The organism is Streptomyces sp. NPDC033229 (assembly GCF_055576875.1).
Genome location: NZ_JBVIQR010000044.1, coordinates 13,952 through 31,741 on the forward strand (window position 1 = coordinate 13,952; position 17,790 = coordinate 31,741).

Annotated in this window: 16 protein-coding genes and 2 pseudogenes; 11 read left to right on the top strand and 7 right to left on the bottom strand. The window is 68.6% G+C overall.

The genetic code is table 11. From position 1 onward, the window contains the following. Window positions 1–111: 111 nt before the first annotated feature. Window positions 112–306, top strand: a complete 195-nt coding sequence (locus ACZ53N_RS29745) for a DUF6126 family protein (RefSeq protein ID WP_469143897.1) — start codon at window positions 112–114, stop codon at window positions 304–306. Window positions 307–348: 42 nt separating this feature from the next. Then, entirely contained in the window at window positions 349–951 is a 603-nt protein-coding gene (locus ACZ53N_RS29750; RefSeq protein ID WP_469143898.1) for a GNAT family N-acetyltransferase, read from the top strand. Here ACZ53N_RS29750 and alc read toward each other — a convergent pair. Both alc and allB read right to left on the bottom strand, forming a co-directional pair. After that, complete coding sequence (gene alc / locus ACZ53N_RS29755) at window positions 941–2,104, bottom strand: allantoicase (RefSeq protein WP_469143899.1); 1,164 nt, start codon at window positions 2,102–2,104, stop codon at window positions 941–943. The genes ACZ53N_RS29750 and alc overlap by 11 nt on opposite strands. Continuing rightward, on the bottom strand, window positions 2,101–3,444 hold the full coding sequence (gene allB, locus ACZ53N_RS29760) for an allantoinase AllB (RefSeq protein WP_469143900.1): 1,344 nt from the start codon (window positions 3,442–3,444) through the stop codon (window positions 2,101–2,103). Before allB ends, alc begins: the two co-directional genes overlap by 4 nt. A 257-nt stretch (window positions 3,445–3,701) precedes the next feature. On the opposite strand from allB, the gene ACZ53N_RS29765 reads away from it, so the two are divergent. Then, a complete protein-coding gene (locus tag ACZ53N_RS29765) occupies window positions 3,702–4,490 on the top strand; it encodes an IclR family transcriptional regulator (protein WP_469143901.1) in 789 nt (262 codons plus the stop codon). A gap of 339 nt (window positions 4,491–4,829) precedes the next feature. Here the strand turns inward: ACZ53N_RS29765 and ACZ53N_RS29770 are convergent. Beyond that, window positions 4,830–5,144: pseudogene (locus tag ACZ53N_RS29770) on the bottom strand (DUF5955 family protein); the annotation flags it as partial. A gap of 186 nt (window positions 5,145–5,330) precedes the next feature. Here ACZ53N_RS29770 and ACZ53N_RS29775 point away from each other — a divergent pair. Together ACZ53N_RS29775 and aceB are read left to right on the top strand one after the other, a co-directional pair. Further along, entirely contained in the window at window positions 5,331–5,972 is a 642-nt protein-coding gene (locus ACZ53N_RS29775) for a nucleotidyltransferase family protein (protein ID WP_469143902.1), read from the top strand. Window positions 5,973–6,185: 213 nt separating this feature from the next. After that, a complete protein-coding gene (gene aceB, locus ACZ53N_RS29780; protein ID WP_469143903.1) occupies window positions 6,186–7,811 on the top strand; it encodes a malate synthase A in 1,626 nt (541 codons plus the stop codon). 34 nt (window positions 7,812–7,845) lie between these two features. Here the strand turns inward: aceB and ACZ53N_RS29785 are convergent, their stop codons facing one another. Continuing rightward, the gene (locus ACZ53N_RS29785; RefSeq protein ID WP_469143932.1) at window positions 7,846–7,980 is read right to left on the bottom strand and encodes a hypothetical protein; all 135 of its coding nucleotides are present in this window, start codon (window positions 7,978–7,980) and stop codon (window positions 7,846–7,848) included. 142 nt (window positions 7,981–8,122) lie between these two features. Between ACZ53N_RS29785 and ACZ53N_RS29790 the strand changes: the two genes are divergently transcribed. Further along, a complete protein-coding gene (locus ACZ53N_RS29790) occupies window positions 8,123–8,794 on the top strand; it encodes a hypothetical protein (protein WP_469143904.1) in 672 nt (223 codons plus the stop codon). A gap of 72 nt (window positions 8,795–8,866) precedes the next feature. Here the strand turns inward: ACZ53N_RS29790 and ACZ53N_RS29795 are convergent. Then, window positions 8,867–8,983 (bottom strand): annotated as a pseudogene (locus ACZ53N_RS29795) (Lsr2 family DNA-binding protein); the annotation flags it as partial. Window positions 8,984–9,141: 158 nt separating this feature from the next. On the opposite strand from ACZ53N_RS29795, the gene ACZ53N_RS29800 reads away from it, so the two are divergent. From ACZ53N_RS29800 to ACZ53N_RS29820, 5 genes are all read left to right on the top strand, one after another. Continuing rightward, entirely contained in the window at window positions 9,142–10,383 is a 1,242-nt protein-coding gene (locus ACZ53N_RS29800) for a helix-turn-helix domain-containing protein (RefSeq protein ID WP_469143905.1), read from the top strand. 93 nt (window positions 10,384–10,476) lie between these two features. Then, window positions 10,477–10,971 (top strand): hypothetical protein, encoded by a 495-nt coding sequence (locus tag ACZ53N_RS29805; protein ID WP_469143906.1) that lies wholly within the window; start codon window positions 10,477–10,479, stop codon window positions 10,969–10,971. A 960-nt stretch (window positions 10,972–11,931) separates the two neighbouring features. Then, a complete protein-coding gene (gene tgmA / locus ACZ53N_RS29810; protein ID WP_469143907.1) occupies window positions 11,932–12,231 on the top strand; it encodes a putative ATP-grasp-modified RiPP in 300 nt (99 codons plus the stop codon). A gap of 24 nt (window positions 12,232–12,255) precedes the next feature. Then, a complete protein-coding gene (gene tgmB, locus ACZ53N_RS29815; RefSeq protein ID WP_469143908.1) occupies window positions 12,256–13,218 on the top strand; it encodes an ATP-grasp ribosomal peptide maturase in 963 nt (320 codons plus the stop codon). Continuing rightward, window positions 13,215–14,342 (top strand): methyltransferase domain-containing protein, encoded by a 1,128-nt coding sequence (locus tag ACZ53N_RS29820; protein WP_469143909.1) that lies wholly within the window; start codon window positions 13,215–13,217, stop codon window positions 14,340–14,342. Before tgmB ends, ACZ53N_RS29820 begins: the two co-directional genes overlap by 4 nt. A gap of 212 nt (window positions 14,343–14,554) precedes the next feature. Here ACZ53N_RS29820 and ACZ53N_RS29825 read toward each other — a convergent pair whose 3' ends face one another. Next, window positions 14,555–16,066 (bottom strand): YfcC family protein, encoded by a 1,512-nt coding sequence (locus ACZ53N_RS29825; protein ID WP_469143910.1) that lies wholly within the window; start codon window positions 16,064–16,066, stop codon window positions 14,555–14,557. A 108-nt stretch (window positions 16,067–16,174) separates the two neighbouring features. Then, entirely contained in the window at window positions 16,175–17,593 is a 1,419-nt protein-coding gene (locus ACZ53N_RS29830) for a nucleobase:cation symporter-2 family protein (RefSeq protein WP_469143911.1), read from the bottom strand. Window positions 17,594–17,790: the final 197 nt, after the last annotated feature.

Sequence of the window (17,790 nt, forward strand, 5' to 3'; positions counted from 1 at the left end):
CTTCCCTTTCGTGGTGTGGGTGTGCTTTTGTCCTCCGCCCCTCGTAGCCCCCCGCCTCCCCCCCCCCCCCCCCCCCCCCCCCCCCCCCGCACCGACCCGAAGGGGAATGCCATGAGCGACGCCGACCTCACGCGCGCCACCACCGACGCCGTCACCACTCACAGCACGCGCGGCACCGGTGAACGCAAGCGGAACGAGGAGGACCGGGCCCCGATGGGCATGACCATCCGGGTCTTCATCTACCTGGTGGCCGTCCACTTCATCGTCGCGTTCTTCTTCCTGATCTTCTGGCTCGCCGGGGCCTGATCCGGCCCCCGGCCGCGTCATGGGCCGCTATACGGTGGCGATATGACGCATAGCGAACACACTTCCGTCGTCTACCGGGTGGCCCTCGCCGAGGAGTTGGACGCCGCCGCGGCCCTCGACAACTCCTTCACCACGGACTCCGTCATCGAGGTGACGCCCACGGACGACGGCTTCCGGCTGCGCGAGGTGGCCGTGGACCCGCCGCTGCACAAGGTCTTCCCCGACGACGAAGACGACGGGGAAGACAAGGGGGAAGACAACGAGCAAGGCGACGAAGCGGAGAACGACGACGGCGCCTCGGCCCCCCGCGTCGTCGTCGCGCTCGACGGCGACGAAACGCTGTGCGGCGCGATCACCACTGAGTTCACGGCCTGGAACAGCCGCCTCGTCATCGCCGACGTCCGGGTCGCACCCGGCCACCGGGGCCGGGGCGTCGGGCGCGGTCTGATGGACCGCGCCCTCGGCCACGGCCGGGAACTCGGTGCGCGCACCGCGTGGTTGGAGGTCACCAATGTGAACGCCCCGGCAGTGCGGGCGTACCGCCGGATGGGCTTCACGCTGTGCGGTCTGGACGTCACCCTCTACACGGGCACCGCGTCGGAGGGCGAGCAGGCCCTGTTCATGAGCCGTCCGCTCACGCCGTGAGGCGGTGCGCCCCTTCCTCCGTGAGGGAGCCGTGGACGCGCAGCCGGGCGATGCCGCCGTCGGGGTAGATGTCGATCCGCAGGTGCGTGGCCGTGGGGGCCTTCTCCAGCGGGAAGCGGTGGACCGTGTCGGGCTGGAGACGGGTGCGGGGCAGGATCTCGGTCCAGCCGGTGGTGTGATCAGCCGGGTCGGCGCCGGTGGTGGCATCGAGTACGGACAGGGCGGCCCAGCCCGCCGCGTTGCCTTTGTAGCAGCCGGTGTCGATCTCGACGGCGCGCGGCACGGACTGCTCGGTGAGGCGGTAGCGGACCCAGTCGTGGCCCTTGTCGCGGCGGCGGCGGGTCTCCCACCCGTCGTCCATCTTGCGGGACCTGCCGGGCTGGATGCTGTGGACGGGCGGGGAGTAGAAGCGGTCGGAGGCGTCCTCGGCCCGCCCCCCGTTCTCCAGGGCGACGAGGTCGAAGGTGCCGAGGACCGCGAGCCACGCGGGGTCGGGAACGACCTCGCCGTGGACGCGCAGCCGGGCGATGCCGCCGTCGGGGTGCTGGTTGAGCCGGAGATGGGTGAAGCGCCGTGGGTCGCGGACGGCGAAGCCGTTGGCGGCGTGCCCGCCGACGGGGGTGCGCGGGACGAGGACGGTCCACTCCACGTCGGCGGCGAGCAGGTCCTCGGCGGAGGGCGTGCCGGTGACGGAGGCGGCCTCGACACTGACGGCGTGTGGGTAATTGCCGCGGAAGTGGGCGGTGTCGACGACGACGCCGCGCACGACGCCGGGCGCGCCGAGCCGGATCAGTGCCCAGTCGTGGTCCTCGTCCGTGGGGTGCGGGGTATCGGCCCCGGCGCCCCGGCGACGGCGGGTCTCCCAGCCGTCCATGATTTTGCCTTTGTGACCGAAGCGCTCGGGGTCGAAGCGGGCGGCCTCGGGGTTCAGCAGGTTCTCGCGCTCGGCGAAGAACTCGTCGTTGGCGGCGAGCACGCCCGCGCCCAGCCGCCGGTCGGCGAGATCGGGCAGATGGGTGAAGTCGAAGGCGGCCGAGCGGTAGTCGGCGTAGGGGTCGCCGCCCGCATACGGGCTGGCATCACCGGTGAAGCCGGAAGAGGGGGATGAAGAGGGAGATACAGAGAGGGGTATGTTCCCGGGGGTGCCGCTCATGCGCTGCGCTGCCTCTCCAGAAGTCGGCCGGTGGGTTCGCCGGGCGTGCCGTGGTCGGCGATGCGGTGGCCGCGCAGCCACGTCGACCGTACGACGCCGCTCAGTGTCCTCCCGGCGTAGGCGGTGGTGGGGTTGCGGTGGTGAAGTCCGGCCGGGTCGACCGTGAAGGTGTCGTCGGGGGCGAGGACGGCGAAGTCGGCGTCGCGGCCCGCCTCGATGGCGCCCTTGTGCGTGAGTCCCGCCAGGGCGGCGGGGGCGGTGGCCGTCCAGCGGGCCACGTCGCTGAGCGAGTGACCGCGCCGCCGGGCCTCGGTCCACAGTGCCGGCAGGCCGAGTTGCAGGGAGGAGATGCCGCCCCACGCCTTGGCGAAGTCGGGGACCTTGAGGTCGGTGGTGCAGGGCGAGTGGTCGGAGACGACGCAGTCGATGGTTCCGTCGGCGAGGCCCCGCCACAGGGCGTCCTGGTTGGCGGCCTCGCGGATGGGCGGGCAGCACTTGAACTCGGTGGCGCCGTCGGGCACTTCCTCCGCGGTGAGGGTCAGGAAGTGCGGGCAGGTCTCGACGGTGATCCGTACGCCCGCAGCCTTGGCGGCGGCGATCATCGGCAGCGCGTCGGACGACGACAGATGCAGGATGTGCACCCGCGCGCCCTGCCGCCTGGCGATGTCGACGAGCGCGGCGATCGCGTCGTTCTCGGCGGCGCGCGGGCGGGAGGCGAGGAAGTCGGCGTAGCGCGGTCCGCCGTGCTGGGGGGCGCGCTCCAGGTGGGTGGGATCCTCGGCGTGCACGATCAGCAGGCCGTCGAAGGCGGCGATCTCACCGGCCACGGCGGCCAGGTCGGCGCGGCCGAGATGGGGGAACTCCTCGACTCCGGAGGGCGAGAGGAAGGCCTTGAAGCCGAGGACCCCGGCGTCGTGCAGGGGCCGCAGATCGGTGACGTTGCCGGGCAGCGCGCCGCCCCAGAAGGCGACGTCGACATGGGCCGCGGGGCGCGCCACGTCCTGTTTGATCCGGAGGTTGGCGACGGTGGTGGTGGGCGGGACGCTGTTGAGCGGCATGTCCACGAGGGTGGTGACGCCTCCGGCGGCGGCGGCCCGGGTGGCGGTGGCGAACCCCTCCCAGGCGGTGCGGCCGGGATCGTTCACGTGCACATGGGTGTCGACAAGCCCGGGGAGCAGGGCGTCGTCGCCGAGGTCCAGGACGTCGGCTCCCGCCGGGGCTTCGTCCCGGTGGGGCAGGACGGCGGTGATCCGGCCGCCGGCCACGGCGACGGAGGCGGCGCGGGTGCCCTCCGGCGTGACGACGCGTGTCGAGCGCAGTACCAACTCCACCTCGGACACGGCGTCTCCTCGATTCCCGGCCTTGGACGAGCACGACTTTCCCACGCGACTTTCAACATTCTGTTGAACTCCGTGGGACGCAGTCTTCATTCGCGGCACATCCCCGTCAAGACCCGTCGCTCGATCACCGAAGGGGCAGCCGCTCTCACAGCGCCTTCCGTTGAACGGAAGAAACCTTCCGTCACGCAGAACGACGCGTAGTGCGGCCGGGGGCCTGCCGGTAGGCTGCTCCCACCCACTTCCGGAAGGACCGCGCCGTGCCCTCGTCCGCCGAGCCCAAAGCCTCGCCCACCGGAGGCGTCCAGTCCCTGGAGCGCGCCTTCGACCTGCTCGAGCGGATGGCCGACGCCGGTGGCGAGGTCGGACTGAGCGAGCTGTCCGCGAGCAGCGGGCTGCCGCTGCCCACGATCCACCGGCTGATGCGCACGCTCGTCGCCTGCGGATACGTCCGCCAGCAGCCCAACCGCCGCTACGCGCTCGGCCCCCGGCTGATCCGGCTCGGCGAGAGCGCCTCCCGGCTGCTCGGCACCTGGGCACGCCCGTACCTCGCCCGGCTGGTCGAGGAGACCGGCGAGACCGCGAACATGGCGCTGCTCGACGGCGACGAGGTCGTCTACGTCGCGCAGGTGCCCTCGCGGCACTCGATGCGGATGTTCACCGAGGTCGGCCGTCGGGTGCTGCCGCACTCCACGGGTGTCGGCAAGGCGCTGCTCGCCCAGGCCACCGACGAGGAGGTGCGCGCGCTGCTCGCCCGTACGGGCATGCCGGCGGCCACCGAGAAGACCATCACGACGCCCGAGGGGTTCCTGGAGGCCCTGGCCCGGGTGCGGGAGAGCGGCTTCGCGGTCGACGACAACGAGCAGGAGATCGGGGTGCGCTGTCTCGCGGTCCCGGTGCCCGACTCCCCCACGGCCGCGGCCATCTCCATCTCGGGCCCGGCGGGCCGGGTCACGGAAGCAGCCGTGGAGAAGATCGTGCCCGTCCTCCAGGAGGTCGCGGCCGAACTGTCGGTGGCCCTCGCCAACACGGGATCGGCTTCCGCCTGAGGCCACGACGTCCGCACCTCCGCTGCGCGGCGGTGTCCGGGGGCGCCGGACGGGCTGCTGTGCTGTGTCCTCAAACGCCGGACGGGCTGATTTCAGCCCGTCCGGCGTTTGAGGACGCGCCCGCAGGGCGCTCGCCGCCGCAGGCGGCGCCGACGGCCCGCAGCCGAAGAACCGCCGGCCGGGCGAGAGGCGCCACTCGCCACAAGCGGCACTGGTGGGTCACACCCCGTCAGGGGCCTCCCGAGGGCGCGGCACTTCCGCCGCCGCGCACGGCTGTTCCGGTGCCGTCGTCTCCACCTTCGGCTCCCGCACCACGCGCGCTTGCCTGGGCACCGTGCCCGGCTGCTCGCCGAAGCTGTCGACCGCCGCGCGGACCTCGCCGAGGGCCTGGGCCAGGGCGCTGACGGAACCCACCGCGCCCGCCACCAGCAGCAGCGAGCGACGCAGCCGGGGCACTTCCGGCGCACCGGCGCGCGCCATGGCGTCCAGGGCGGCCAGCTCGTCCTCGGCGGCATCCCGGTCGGGTAACTGCGCGGGGTGTGCGGCGAGCGCCCGGCGCAGCCGGGACACCGCGGCACGCAGCTCGCTCACCCTCGGGTCGTCGCCGATTCGGCCCGCTCGCTCCTCTTCCACCACAACGGCGCCTTCCGCCACGATTCTCCCCCTCCCACCCGCTCGCGCGGATCAGTTAACGCCACTTTCCGTGCGGAGCGCCACACTCACAGCGAAATTCAGGCCGCGTGCTCACGTACGGGTGACAAACGGCTGTCCACCGCACATCGGACCGCGGCGGTGGGAACTCCCGGGACGCGTCCGGTGAGCATCCGGTAAGCAAGGGCCATGGCACAGACGACAGATGCGACGGAGATGACGGCCGGGCGGGTGCCCGTCGCCGGATTGCTGCTGGCGGCGGGCGGTGGCCGACGGCTCGGGGGGCGGCCCAAGGCGCTGCTCGCATACCGGGGCCGTCCATTGGTGGAGCACGCGGCGCGGGTGCTGCGCGAGGGCGGCTGCGGACCGCTGTGCGTGGTGCTGGGGGCGGGGGCGGCCGAGGTCCGGGCGCACGTGGGGCTGACGTGGCCGCAGGGGGCTGACATGGTCGTGGTGGACAACCCCGACTGGGCGTCGGGCATGGGCTCGTCGCTACGGACCGGGCTCGCGGCCCTGGCCGCCACGGGGGCGTCGGCGACGCTGGTGACGCTGGTGGACCAGCCCCGGATCGGACCGGCCGCGGTGGCCCGCGTGCTGGCCGCGCACCGCTCGGGCGCGGGGCTGGTGGCGGCCTCGTACGCCGGCGAGCGGGGGCACCCCGTGCTGTTCGCGCGACGGCACTGGGAGGGCGTCGCGCGCTCGGCCACCGGCGACCGGGGGGCGCGCGCGTATCTGCGGGAACACGCCGAGGCGGTCGCGCTCGTCGAGTGCGGGGACATCGCGGCGCCCGACGACATCGACACACCGGACGATCTCTCGCTGCTCGACTGAGAGCCGAGCGAGGGGGTGAGGTGGCACCCAGCGCCACCGGGCGCCGCGGGTTCCGGATATCGACGTGGCGGAAAACCTCTCGACAGCAGCCGACCATTGAACTTCCACCATGAGGAAACTATTCTCCACTGGCACCGCGTGCCGTCACCGCAGACCCGTATGACCGAGCGCCCCGGCGGCCGGGGCGTCCGCCCGCTGAAGGAGTGACAGCCCATGTCCGCACCAGCGCCGTCCCCGCTGGCCACCGTCGTCGCCGACCCCTCCCACATCCCGGCCCGCCAGGACGAGGTCCTGACCGACGCGGCGCTCGCCTTCATCGCGGCCCTGCACCGCCGGTTCACCCCCCGCCGGGACGAGCTGCTGGCCCGTCGCGCCGAGCGCCGCGCCGAGATCGCTCGTACCGGCACGCTCGACTTCCTCCCCGGGACCGCCGCCGTCCGCGAGGACCCCGACTGGCGGGTCGCGCCCGCCCCGGCCGCGCTGAACGACCGCCGGGTGGAGATCACCGGCCCGACGGACCGGAAGATGACCGTCAACGCCCTCAACTCGGGTGCGCGCGTCTGGCTCGCCGACTTCGAGGACGCCTCCTCCCCCACCTGGGAGAACGTCATCGGCGGCCAGCTCAATCTGATCGACGCCTATGAACGCCGCATCGACTTCACCAGCGAGCAGGGCAAGTCGTACGCCCTGAAACCGGCCGACGAGCTCGCGACCGTCGTGATGCGGCCGCGCGGCTGGCACCTCGACGAGCGCCATCTCACCGTCGACGGCCGCCCCGTCCCCGGCGCCCTGGTCGACTTCGGCCTCTACTTCTTCCACAACGCCCGACGACTGATCGACCTCGGCAAGGGCCCGTACTTCTATCTGCCCAAGACCGAGTCGCACCTAGAGGCCCGCCTCTGGAACGACGTCTTCGTCTTCGCCCAGGACCACCTCGGCATCCCCCGGGGATCCGTGCGCGCGACCGTCCTGATCGAGACGATCACCGCGGCGTACGAGATGGAGGAGATCCTCTACGAGCTCCGCGAGCACGCCTCGGGGCTGAACGCCGGGCGCTGGGACTACCTCTTCTCCATCGTCAAGAACTTCCGCGACGGCGGGGCGAAGTTCGTCCTCCCCGACCGCAACGCCGTGACGATGACCGCGCCGTTCATGCGCGCGTACACCGAACTGCTGGTGCGTACGTGCCACAAGCGCGGCGCGCACGCCATCGGCGGCATGGCGGCCTTCATCCCCTCCCGCAAGGACCCGGAGGTCAACGAGGTCGCCTTCCAGAAGGTCAAGGCCGACAAGGACCGTGAGGCGAACGACGGCTTCGACGGCTCCTGGGTCGCCCACCCCGACCTCGTGCCCGTCGCCCGGGCCTCCTTCGACGCGGTCCTCGGCGAGCGGCCGCACCAGAAGGACCGGCTGCGCGAGGACGTCCACGTCGAGGCCGGGGAGCTCATCGCCGTCGACTCGCTGGAGGCGAAGCCGACCTACGAGGGACTGCGCAACGCCGTCCAGGTGGGCACCCGTTACATCGAGGCGTGGCTGCGCGGCCTGGGCGCCGTCGCCATCTTCAACCTCATGGAGGACGCGGCCACCGCCGAGATCTCGCGTTCCCAGATCTGGCAGTGGATCAACGCGGGTGTCGTCTTCGACAACGGCCGCAAGGCCACCGCCGAGCTGGTCCGCGAGGTCGCGGCCGAGGAACTCGCCGCCGTCCGCGCCGAGACCGGCCCCGACGCCTTCGCCGCCGGGCGCTGGGAAGAGGCCCACGACCTGCTGCTCAAGGTCGCCCTGGACGAGGACTACGCGGACTTCCTCACCCTGCCGGCCTACGAACTGCTGGGGTAGGACCCCGCTGGGCGCGGCCGTCAGATCACGGCCGTCACGTCACGGCCGCGCCCAGCGCCACGAAGCCGCAGATGAGGACGGCCAGGACCACCAACAGCGGCCATACGAAGCGCAGGTACTTGTCGTAGCCGACCTTCGCCAGCGCCAGGTTCACAGCTGAGCTTGCCAAGCCCTCAACTCGGCAAGGCAGTCACCGGGAAGGCTCGCATGCGACGGTCGTGAGCCGTTCGAGTGGAAAGTGTCGGACATGGGCAGAGGTGGGCCCGCATTCGGGTACTGCTGATGTACGCCCATGGCAGGAGAGGTCGGCAGTGCCGGGAAGCGAGAAAGAAACAGACAAGGGCACGCGACAAGACCCAAATGGCGAGTCGTCGGACTCCAAGGTGTGGTGGAGGGTAATTGATCACCACACGGTCATCGTGCTGGCAGGCAGCCTAACTTCTTTCTGCGTCCTCTCTGCTCTATACGATCGGTACTACCGATCTTTTGGGTTGACGCTTCCAGACCTGGGCACCGGATATGCGGAGACGTTGATTCGATCCTGGGGATACATGGGCATCATTGCCGCACCAATTCTTGTGATCGTGGCCCTATTCTTTGCGACCCGGGAGATCCGATCTCAGCCGTGGTTTCGACAACTGGGGCGACAGCATTTCCTCTGGATTCAGGCATTTACCCTGCTGGCCTGGATTACAATTCCGGCCTTCTTCGCATACCAGCCTCTTGATCGGCGCATCACTGATGCTACACATGGTAAAAGCGTAGAGCCTGTCCGCTGGGGTTTCATTGTCTTCCTCGATGTGTTCGCCCACCGGGTAGATAAAGTCACACCCGTACAAGGTGTGGATTCCACGTCAGCTCCCGAATGCCGGACGCCTATGCACATCGGAACCGCTGACCGCACCTATATTCTCTACTGCGTGGAAGACGGTCAGCTGATCAGACTTTCCGCCGAGCGCTACGTCCTGCATACGTCTCCCTGAGCGTGGATTAAAGCTCCGACAGGGAGCCCCTTCGGTCTGGCGTCGAAGGACTTCCTTGCGGACAGCGGCGACTCACTTGTTGGCCGCAGCATACGCTTTGCGAATACCAGCCGGCACCCGGCCCCTGTCATTTACGTTGCAGCCGTTCCCCTTGACTCATGCCCGGATATCTGCGGGGTCTTGATGTTTTTCTGTGCCATGCCGGGATTGCAGCGGGCGTATTCAACCGCCGATGTCGCCGCTGCCTCACCGATCAGCCCTACGAGGAAGCCGGTTCACGACGTACAGGCCACCCGCCCCAGGTACCGTTCAAGAACGGGTATGTTCCAGAACGGAGTTGGTCATCCATGCAGTGGAGCAGCTACACGACAGGTGAGCGCATCAAGATCCTTCGGGGCAACGACATCCACCAGACGCACCTGGCGGAGATGACCAGTCTTGCCCTGGCGACGATTCAGGCAGCCGAGCAGGACAAACGGCTCTCTCTCAACACCCTCATGAAGATCGCCGACGCTCTCGGCGTGGACACTTCCGTGATCCTGGGCCAGCAAGCCCCTCGACGGATGATGTACCTCCCGGATCGCACGATGATGCGGAACCTCTCCCAGGTCGTTCATGACACCGCCGCCGGCATGCTCCCTGAGGCCATCGAAGCGGATGACGAGGTCGGGCTCAGGGAAGCAATCGATCGTTGCTGGGCGTCGTATTGGCAGGGGCAGTACACCGAGGCCGGCGCCCTGGTCACCCCTCTCCTGCCTCAGGCTGCCGCGAACCTTCGAGGGCAGGCCGCCGGGGAGCAAGGTGAAGCCTGGGGGCTACTGGCGGACGCCTACAGGATCGCCGCATACGTAGCCAACCTCATGGGGGCCAGGGACCTGGCCTACGCGGCCATCGGTCACGCCCAGTTGGCGGCTGAGCAGTCGGACGACGAACTGCAACCCGCGCTCGTCACCTCGGGGCGCGCCTGGGTCTACCTCCGTGACGCACGTCTCGGGGACGCCTTGAAACTAGCGGAGAAGGCCGCTGTCGAAATCGAACCCAGGTTCTCAAGGGCCACACCAGAGCAGCTCACCGTCTATGGCTCACACATCAACTTCGCTGCTGTGGTGGCCAGTCGCATGAAGAACAAGGAGCTGGTGAAGGATTACCTCTCCCAGTCAAACGCCACTGGAGCACGCATGGGTGGTGAGCATCGGGCCCGCGGAACCCTGTTCGGTCCGGTGACAGCGGACACTCAGGCGGTCGGCATCGCCGTTGCCCTGGGGCAGACGGGCAAGGCGCTTGATCTCATCCGCGGCATTCCTGACGCGTCCCTCAACGTGCTCACCAAGGCCGCACGCAATCGGTTCGCCATGGACAAGGCGCTGGCTCAAGCCGACGCGAAGCTGTATGACGCTTCCCTTGAGACCCTGGAGGCAACACTCATCAACGCCCCGGTTTGGGCCCGCCACCAGGCACTACCCGGCGTCATCGTGCAAAAGGTCGGGCGCGCCTCCACCACTCGGCTACGCCGCGTTTCAGCCCTCATCGGGGTTCGTTCGGGGGGCGATAGCGGCTATGCGCCGGCGACAACCAAGACGGCCCTGTAGTCAAGGGGTGCGACGCACAGTCCAAGCGACTCGTACACGACATACGAGTCGCTGACGTCCGTCTTTCAACGGGCGTATGAAACATGCGAGTTGGTGAGCCACGTCCTCGCCGGGTCGTACGCCTCGATTCTTCAGTTCGGGCATCCGGCGGTGCACCGTAGTCCCATGAATCGGATGCCCCCCAGCCCCCGTCGTCGCAACATCACGGATGCGTCCAGCGGCTTCCCTGGGCGCGTCACGGTCGTGCTCTACGCGTGCATCTACGACGACCGTGATCCTGAAGCAGTGATCGAGGTCCTGCGCAAGCACGCCGAGGCCCGCGATTGGGTCGTGCACAGCGCTCTATACGACATGCACGACATCACCAGTGATCGGGGCAGCCGGGAGTCCTGGCCGAAGGTGGAACGCCTCCTCCAGGAGGGGCAGGTCAGTGGCTTCGTGACTCCTGCCGAGGATGAGATCGCTTTCTCTCCGCAAGACAAGGCGCAGGTACGGAACTGGCTGCTCGAACTACCGGCCTTTGCCTTGTATCTCAAGCACAAGAACGGTCATAGCCCCGAAAACGATGCGGAGGCGATGCTTCCGTGAACACGGACATCACCACCGGAGGCGTGCCCAAAGACACCAGTGGGATCACTGGAACTGCAGGCACATACAGACCTCGGCGCGGGCCCGCCTACCGCAACGGCGCGCTCGTGGTGGACCTGGGCAGGGACCGTATTGGCGTCCTGGTTGTCGGACGAGACTACTCGCTCGAGATCGTGAGCAATGGCGAGCGGTGGGTACCCGATCCGGACCAACTGCGTCTCGCGAACGACGAGGAGCGCCGGAAGTGCAGGCTGGGGCCACGGGTGACATCGTGATCCTTTGCAGCGTCTGTACCCGCTTCGAGACAGCCAAGCGTGGCGCGCTGGCTCGGGGCAACACCTTGGCCTACCGCCATTACGAGCGGGCCCGGTTGATCCATGTACACCGGACACACACCCTTCGGAGCGTGGGCAAATGACCCCGATCACTCTCCCTCTCTCAGGTGGACAGTGGATGACCCCGCCTGCCCCATCCGCTCCGTCCCTCTGTTCCGGATGCATGGAGCTGAGCGCCCAAATCTTGGAGGCTCAAAAGGCAAGCGACACCCCGAGGGTGCTCACGCTCACTGAGAGGGTTGTACGGCATTTCAAGCGCCGCCATGGGATCAGATGCGTGTGATGGCACCGCTGGCACGGTCACACTGTCTGATGGGCCACACCAGCCGACCGGATGCCGGAACGTGTACCACCCGCCGGAGTTCAGTCAGGCCCTACGGTACGCGGTGTCCGCACGGGTCAAGCGTGAGATCGACGATCTTGAGTCACTGACCGAATCTCTCAGCCGATTCAAAACAGCACATGATCGGCACGCACACCACCGCCTAGATCGCCTGCCTCTCCGCCGCCCCATGCCCTTCCCTTCGGTGGAGAGGCACGTACGAGCGCCCGTCCGGTTGTCCTCGTGAGGGTGGGCGGCCGGGCGGGTCAGCAAACAACATCAGGCAAGAAGAAGGAGAAGACCATGACGCTCAACACCGTGGACCCCTTGGCTCCGCCGATGTTCCCCCGCGCTGCCGGGAAGTCCGACGAGGCACGGATCGCGACGGCGGTGCGGCCCTTCGGCCTGACCAAGGCCGTCCCGGTCGCACGCGAGAGCTTCGTCCTGCCTGCCCTCTCCCTCTGCCCGCAGCGGCAGGTCAGCGTCACGGAGGCCGGCACACCGTTCATCCACGAACCGGCGATGGCCAGCAAGTTCGAGACCGTGAGCCAGACCAAGGAGGACAACCAGCTCGCCACGGACAAGGAGAACGACACCGACTGACACTGTGACTGGAGGTACTGATCGATGACGGTCCTGGTGCTGACCCGTTCCGAAGATGCGACCGCTGACCTGGTGATCTCGGAACTCAATGATCGAGACGTGCCCGTGTGGCGGCTCGATCCCGGCGAATTTCCCGAGAGCCTGTCAGTTTCGGCTCGTATCGGCGCAGGGTTACCCAACTGGTGCGGGTTGGTCCAAGGCCAGCACCGGGGCACGTCTCTCGATCACGTGCGCTCCGTGTACTACCGGCGCCCGTCATCGTTCCGCCTCAACCCTGCTCTGTCGAACGGGGATGCGCGATGGGCGCAATCCGAGGCGCGTGCAGGTTTCGGGGGCCTGCTGACCTCGCTGGAATGCTTGTGGGTGAACCACCCGCACCGGAACGCGGCGGCTGGCGTCGGTCCCGCCGCTCTTGCCGCCGCCTCACGGTGCGGCCTTACCGTTCCCGAAACGCTGATCACCAATGATGCCAACGAGGCTCGCGCCTTCATCAATGACCTGCCCGGCGGCGTCGCCGCCTATAAAGCTATCGGCGACGACGCTCCCAGCGACATCGACGGCTGGCCCCATGCACTGTGGACCACCAAAGTCAGGGCGGCCGAGATCACCGACTCGGCCACTCTCACCGCTCACCAGTTCCAGGAGTGGGTACCCAAGGCGTACGAAGTCCGAGTGACGGTCGTAGCCGGGGAGGTGTTCGCCGCCGAAATCCACGCCGGATCGCCCGCAAGCCGCATCGACTTCCGCCGGGACTACGACAGCCTCACCTACAAGGTATGCGACGTGCCCGTGGACACGACCGCCGGACTCCGCAGGCTCCTCGACTCGTTCGGACTGCATTACGCCGCACTCGACTTCCTCGTTAATCACGAGGGGGACTGGTATCTGATCGACGTAAACCCCAACGGACAGTGGGCCTTCGTCCCGGAGCTGCGTACCCCTATCACCCGCGCACTGGCCGACCTACTGGAGGGCCGAACCCTATGACCACCGAAGTACCGACCGCTGACGACCTGCGCAGGCTCATGACGGAACGGCTCGTCACCGCAGGCTTCTTGCACTCCCCAGCCTGGATCGAAGCCTTCGCCACCGTCCCCCGCCACCTCTTCGTACCTCGCTTCACGGTTCGCGCCAAGGGAACCTTGCACGAGTACAAGCAGGGTGAACCGTCCTGGCTGACAGCTGCCTACTCCGATGCATCGCTCCTGACGCAGTTCGACGCCTCAGGCACCGCCACCAGCTCCTCCACTGAGCTGGCCCTGATGGCCATCATGCTCGAAGCCTTGGATGTGGAAGGCGGCCATAGAGTTCTTGACGATGGCCTTGGCACGGGCTATCAGGCGGCACTGCTCTCCCACAGGGTCGGTGGCTGCAACGTCTTCTGCATGGACATCGATCCAGCTCTTGTCGCGGCAGCCACGAAAGCGCTCGAAAAGGCGGGGTTCACCCCCAGCATCACTGCCGGTGATGGCATGGTCGGCTGGCCGGACCACGGTCCCTACGACCGCCTATTGGCAAGCTTCGGCGTACGCCGCATCCCGGCCTCGTGGCCCGCACAGGTACGTCCGGGCGGCATCATCGTCGCCAACATCGGATGTGGGATCGTCCGCCTGGTGGTCGAGGACGATGGTCGGGCGACCGGCGGCTTCCTTCCAACCCTGGCCAACTTCATGATGACCCGGCCGACCGTAGATACGGTCAACATCACGGCAAACCAACACGTAGGCCACGTCATGAAGGCGAAGGGCCGGATCAGACAGATCAACCTGCCCAGCGGCCTCAACACATCTGGCCCTCAGTTTCTGGCCTCCCTCGCACAACCCTCGGTCATCGACTTCACCCTTACTGATAGCGAGGGAACGCAGATGCACTGCCTCTACGACGAGCCCACCGGCTCATGGGCCCGCCTCACATTCCTCGACGTGCGCGTGGCGCAGCTCGAATACGACGGACCGCGTGACCTGTGGGCTGAGCGGACACCACTGCTGACTCGCTGGGCGCTCAATGGTCGGCCCAAGCCCGAGCGATATGGCCTGACGGTCGATAGGGATGGCTCGCACACACTCTGGCTCGACTCCCCGAGCGGGGAAGCGTTCTCGCTCGCAGTGTGAAACACCCAGACACCCCCTCCGAGCCCTTGTGTCCCCCCGCTGCCCCGCACCCCGGCGAACATAGGAGGAATAAAGCCGGGAACCAGCGAGATCGTAGGCGCCTCGCGGGCGTATCCGCACCACCGTCTCGGACGGCTTCGCTGGTGGCCTACCAACCGCGGTACCGACTGCGTGGTAGGTCCCCGCTGGGCGCGGCCGTCAGATCACGGCCGTCACGTCACGGCCGCGCCCAGCGCCACGAAGCCGCAGATGAGGACGGCCAGGACCACCAACAGCGGCCATACGAAGCGCAGGTACTTGTCGTAGCCGACCTTCGCCAGCGCCACTCCGCCCATGACGACGGCGGTCGTCGGCACCCACAGGTTCATCCAGCCGCTCGCCGCCTGCCAGGCCGTGACGACCACCGCCCGGGAGACATCGGCGAAGTCCGCGAGCGGCGCGAGGATGGGCATCGCGAGGGTGGCGTGGCCGGAGGTCGAGGGGATCAGGAAGGCCAGCGGCAGATTCACGACGTAGACCATGACGCCGAAGAGCGCCGCCGGGGTGCCGGAGACCGCGCCCTCGATGGAGTGCAGAACGGTGTCGATGATCTTCGAGTTATTCATGATCACCGTGATGCCGCGCGCCAGCACGATCACGAGCGCGGGTGCGATGAAGTCCGCCGCGCCCTGCGCGATCGTCGCGCTGAGACGCTGCTCACCGAGTCGGGCGACGAGCCCGACCAGCACCGCCGCCGCGATGAAGAGCGCCGCCAACTGCGCGAAGGACCAGCCCAGTTCCCACGGGTACGGCTTCGCGTCGGCGTCGCCCGTGAGCGCGCTCGCCCAGGGGATCACCGAGAAGATCATGAACGCGAAGACCAGCACGACCGCGGCGAGCACCGCCTTGTGCAGCCCCGTGAGCTCCGGGGGCTCCACGGCCTCGGCCGCCAGTTCCCGGTCGCCCGGACGGAAGCCGACCAGTGAGCGGCCCGGATCGGCGCGCACCCGATGCGCGTACCGCACGACGTAGCCGATGGTCACCGCGGTGAGGACCACCCACATCGCGAAGCGCAGCACGATGCCGTCGCCCAGCGAGACATCGGCGGCCGACGAGGCCACCCCGGTGGCGAACGGGTTGACGGTGGAGGCGAGCACGCCGACCCCCGCGCCGAGGATGATCGTGCCGGTGGCGACCATGCGGTCGTAGCCGAGGGCCAGCATCAGCGGCACGAGCAGCCCGTAGAAACCGAGGGTCTCCTCGGCGAAGCCCTCGACCGTGCCCAGCAGCGAGAAGACGGTCATGACGGCCGCGATGAGCAGGGCGCCGCGGGCGCGCAGCCGGTGGGCGAGCCGTTCGATGCCCCGGTCCAGGGCGCCGGTGGCGAAGACGACGGTGATGAACGCGCCGATGGCCAGGACGAAGAGGAAGACGCCGGCGCTGCCGTACAACGCGCCGGACGCGTCCGGGGCGACCTGGCCGGTGGCGGCGTCGCGCACGCCGTAGAGGCCGTTGACCGGGGACAGGAACAGCTCCCCGAGCCGGTGGGTGAAGTCGCCGGGTGCCGACTCGCGGTGGTAGGTGCCCTGGATCGGATTGCCGTCGGCGTCGCGCTTGTACACACCGGCGGGGACGACGAAGGCAAGGATCCAGACGGCGACCGTCACGACCGCGAGGACGGTCAGGGCGCTGGGGAAGACGAAGCCGCGTCTGTCCTCCGGCTCCCCCTCGGCTTCGCGGTCCACGCGGGAACCCCTCTCCGCACTGACGGGTGGTCACTTTGCCCCGATTGTGGCGTAACGTGGCGGCTCTCCCCAGCCGCCACGCTCGGACCGGCCCGTAGCGGGCGGAGATCAGCGCACGACCGGCACCGGCTGCTCCGGTACCACCGCCTCCGGGGCGGCGCTCGCGCGCCGGTGGCCGAGGTGGTTGAAGGCGAGGTTGAGGACGACCGCCGTGAGGCAGCCGGCGCTGACCCCCGAGTTCAGGATGATCTTCAGGGTCTCGGGGATGGCCGTGTTGTCGTAGAAGGTCTTGGAGACCACCGGGATCAGGCCCATGCCCAGCGAGGTGGCGGCGATCAGCAGATTGTCGCCCTGTTCCAGACCTGCCTTGCGCAGGACGTTGACGCCGCTGGCCGCGACCGTACCGAAGAGCACGATGCCCGCGCCGCCGAGGACCGGCTGCGGTACGACGGCGATGAGCGAGGCGAAGACGGGGCTCAGCCCGAGCAGGACGAACATCAGGCCGCAGGCGGCGACGGTGTAGCGGCTGCGCACCTTGGTGAGGGCGACCAGGCCGACGTTCTGGGCGAAGGCACTGTTGGCGAAGCCGTTGAAGAGGGGGCTGAGCGCGGTGCCGAGCGTGTCCGCGCGCAGCCCGCCGGCGATGACCTTCTCGTCCGCCTCGCGGCCGACGATCTCGCCGAGCGCGAGCATGTCGGCGGTGCTCTCGGTCATACAGACCAGCATGAGGATGCACATGGAGACGATGGCGGCGGCCTCGAACTGCGGATGACCGAAGTGGAACGGGGTCGGAAAGCCGATGACGGCGGCGTGCCGGGTGGCGGTGAAGTCGACCACCCCGGTCGGTATCGCGACGAGGGTGCCGGCGATCAGGCCGAGCAGGATCGCGATCTGTTGCAGAAAGCCCCGCAGCAGCCGTCGCAGGACCAGCACGATCAGCAAAGTGGCCCCGGCCAGGCCGAGGTTGGTCAAGGAGGTGGGTTTCTCCGGGTGGCCGCCCTGGATCCAGCCGAAGGAGACCGGCAGCAGGGTGACGCCTATCAGGGTGATGACGGTCCCGCTGACGATGGGCGGGAAGAAGCGGACGAGCCTGCAGAAGTAGGGGGCGAGGAGGAAGCCGAGCGCGCCGGCCACGATGACGGCTCCGAAAATGATCGGGAGGGCGTCCTTCTTGTCGGTCTGGGTGTCGGCTATGGCGAGCATCGGGGCGACGCCCGCGAAGGAGACGCCGTTGACGAACGGCATCCTGGCCCCGACCTTCCAGAACCCGATCGTCTGGAGGAGGGTCGCGATGCCCGCGGTGAAGAGGGAGGCGCCCACCAGGAAGGTGATCTCCAGCGGGGAGAGCCCGATGTAGGCGCCGAGCACGAGAGGGGGCGCGACCACGCCCGCGTAGCTGGCGGCGACGTGCTGGAAGCCGGTGGTGATCAGCCGGCCCGGCCTGGGCAGGCGGTCCACGGGATGGACGTCGTCGGCGTCGGCTGCCGGTTCGGGGCTTGGCTCGGTGAACCTGGGCGCTGCGGCCACGGGGCCTCCTGTCGGGGTTTCGTGTCGCCTGTTGCCTTTCCGGCGGATCTTCGGCTGGGGTTCGTCCTGCCGACGGCGGCGGATCTTCGGCTGCGGGGCCGGCTCTGCCGCCTGCGGCGGCGGGCGCCCTGCGGGCGCGTCCTCAACCGCCGGACGGGCTGCATTGGCCGCTGCCCGTGGGTCCCGGCGGGGACCCA

Bases quoted from the DNA above. Each gene is read 5' to 3' on its own strand.
- ACZ53N_RS29745 (WP_469143897.1), top strand. From the start codon at position 112: ATGAGCGACGCCGACCTCACGCGCGCCACCACCGACGCCGTCACCACT.
- ACZ53N_RS29750 (WP_469143898.1), top strand. From the start codon at position 349: ATGACGCATAGCGAACACACTTCCGTCGTCTACCGGGTGGCCCTCGCC.
- alc (WP_469143899.1), bottom strand. From the start codon at position 2,104: ATGAGCGGCACCCCCGGGAACATACCCCTCTCTGTATCTCCCTCTTCA.
- ACZ53N_RS29775 (WP_469143902.1), top strand. From the start codon at position 5,331: ATGGCACAGACGACAGATGCGACGGAGATGACGGCCGGGCGGGTGCCC.
- aceB (WP_469143903.1), top strand. From the start codon at position 6,186: ATGTCCGCACCAGCGCCGTCCCCGCTGGCCACCGTCGTCGCCGACCCC.
- ACZ53N_RS29800 (WP_469143905.1), top strand. From the start codon at position 9,142: ATGCAGTGGAGCAGCTACACGACAGGTGAGCGCATCAAGATCCTTCGG.
- tgmA (WP_469143907.1), top strand. From the start codon at position 11,932: ATGACGCTCAACACCGTGGACCCCTTGGCTCCGCCGATGTTCCCCCGC.
- tgmB (WP_469143908.1), top strand. From the start codon at position 12,256: ATGACGGTCCTGGTGCTGACCCGTTCCGAAGATGCGACCGCTGACCTG.
- ACZ53N_RS29820 (WP_469143909.1), top strand. From the start codon at position 13,215: ATGACCACCGAAGTACCGACCGCTGACGACCTGCGCAGGCTCATGACG.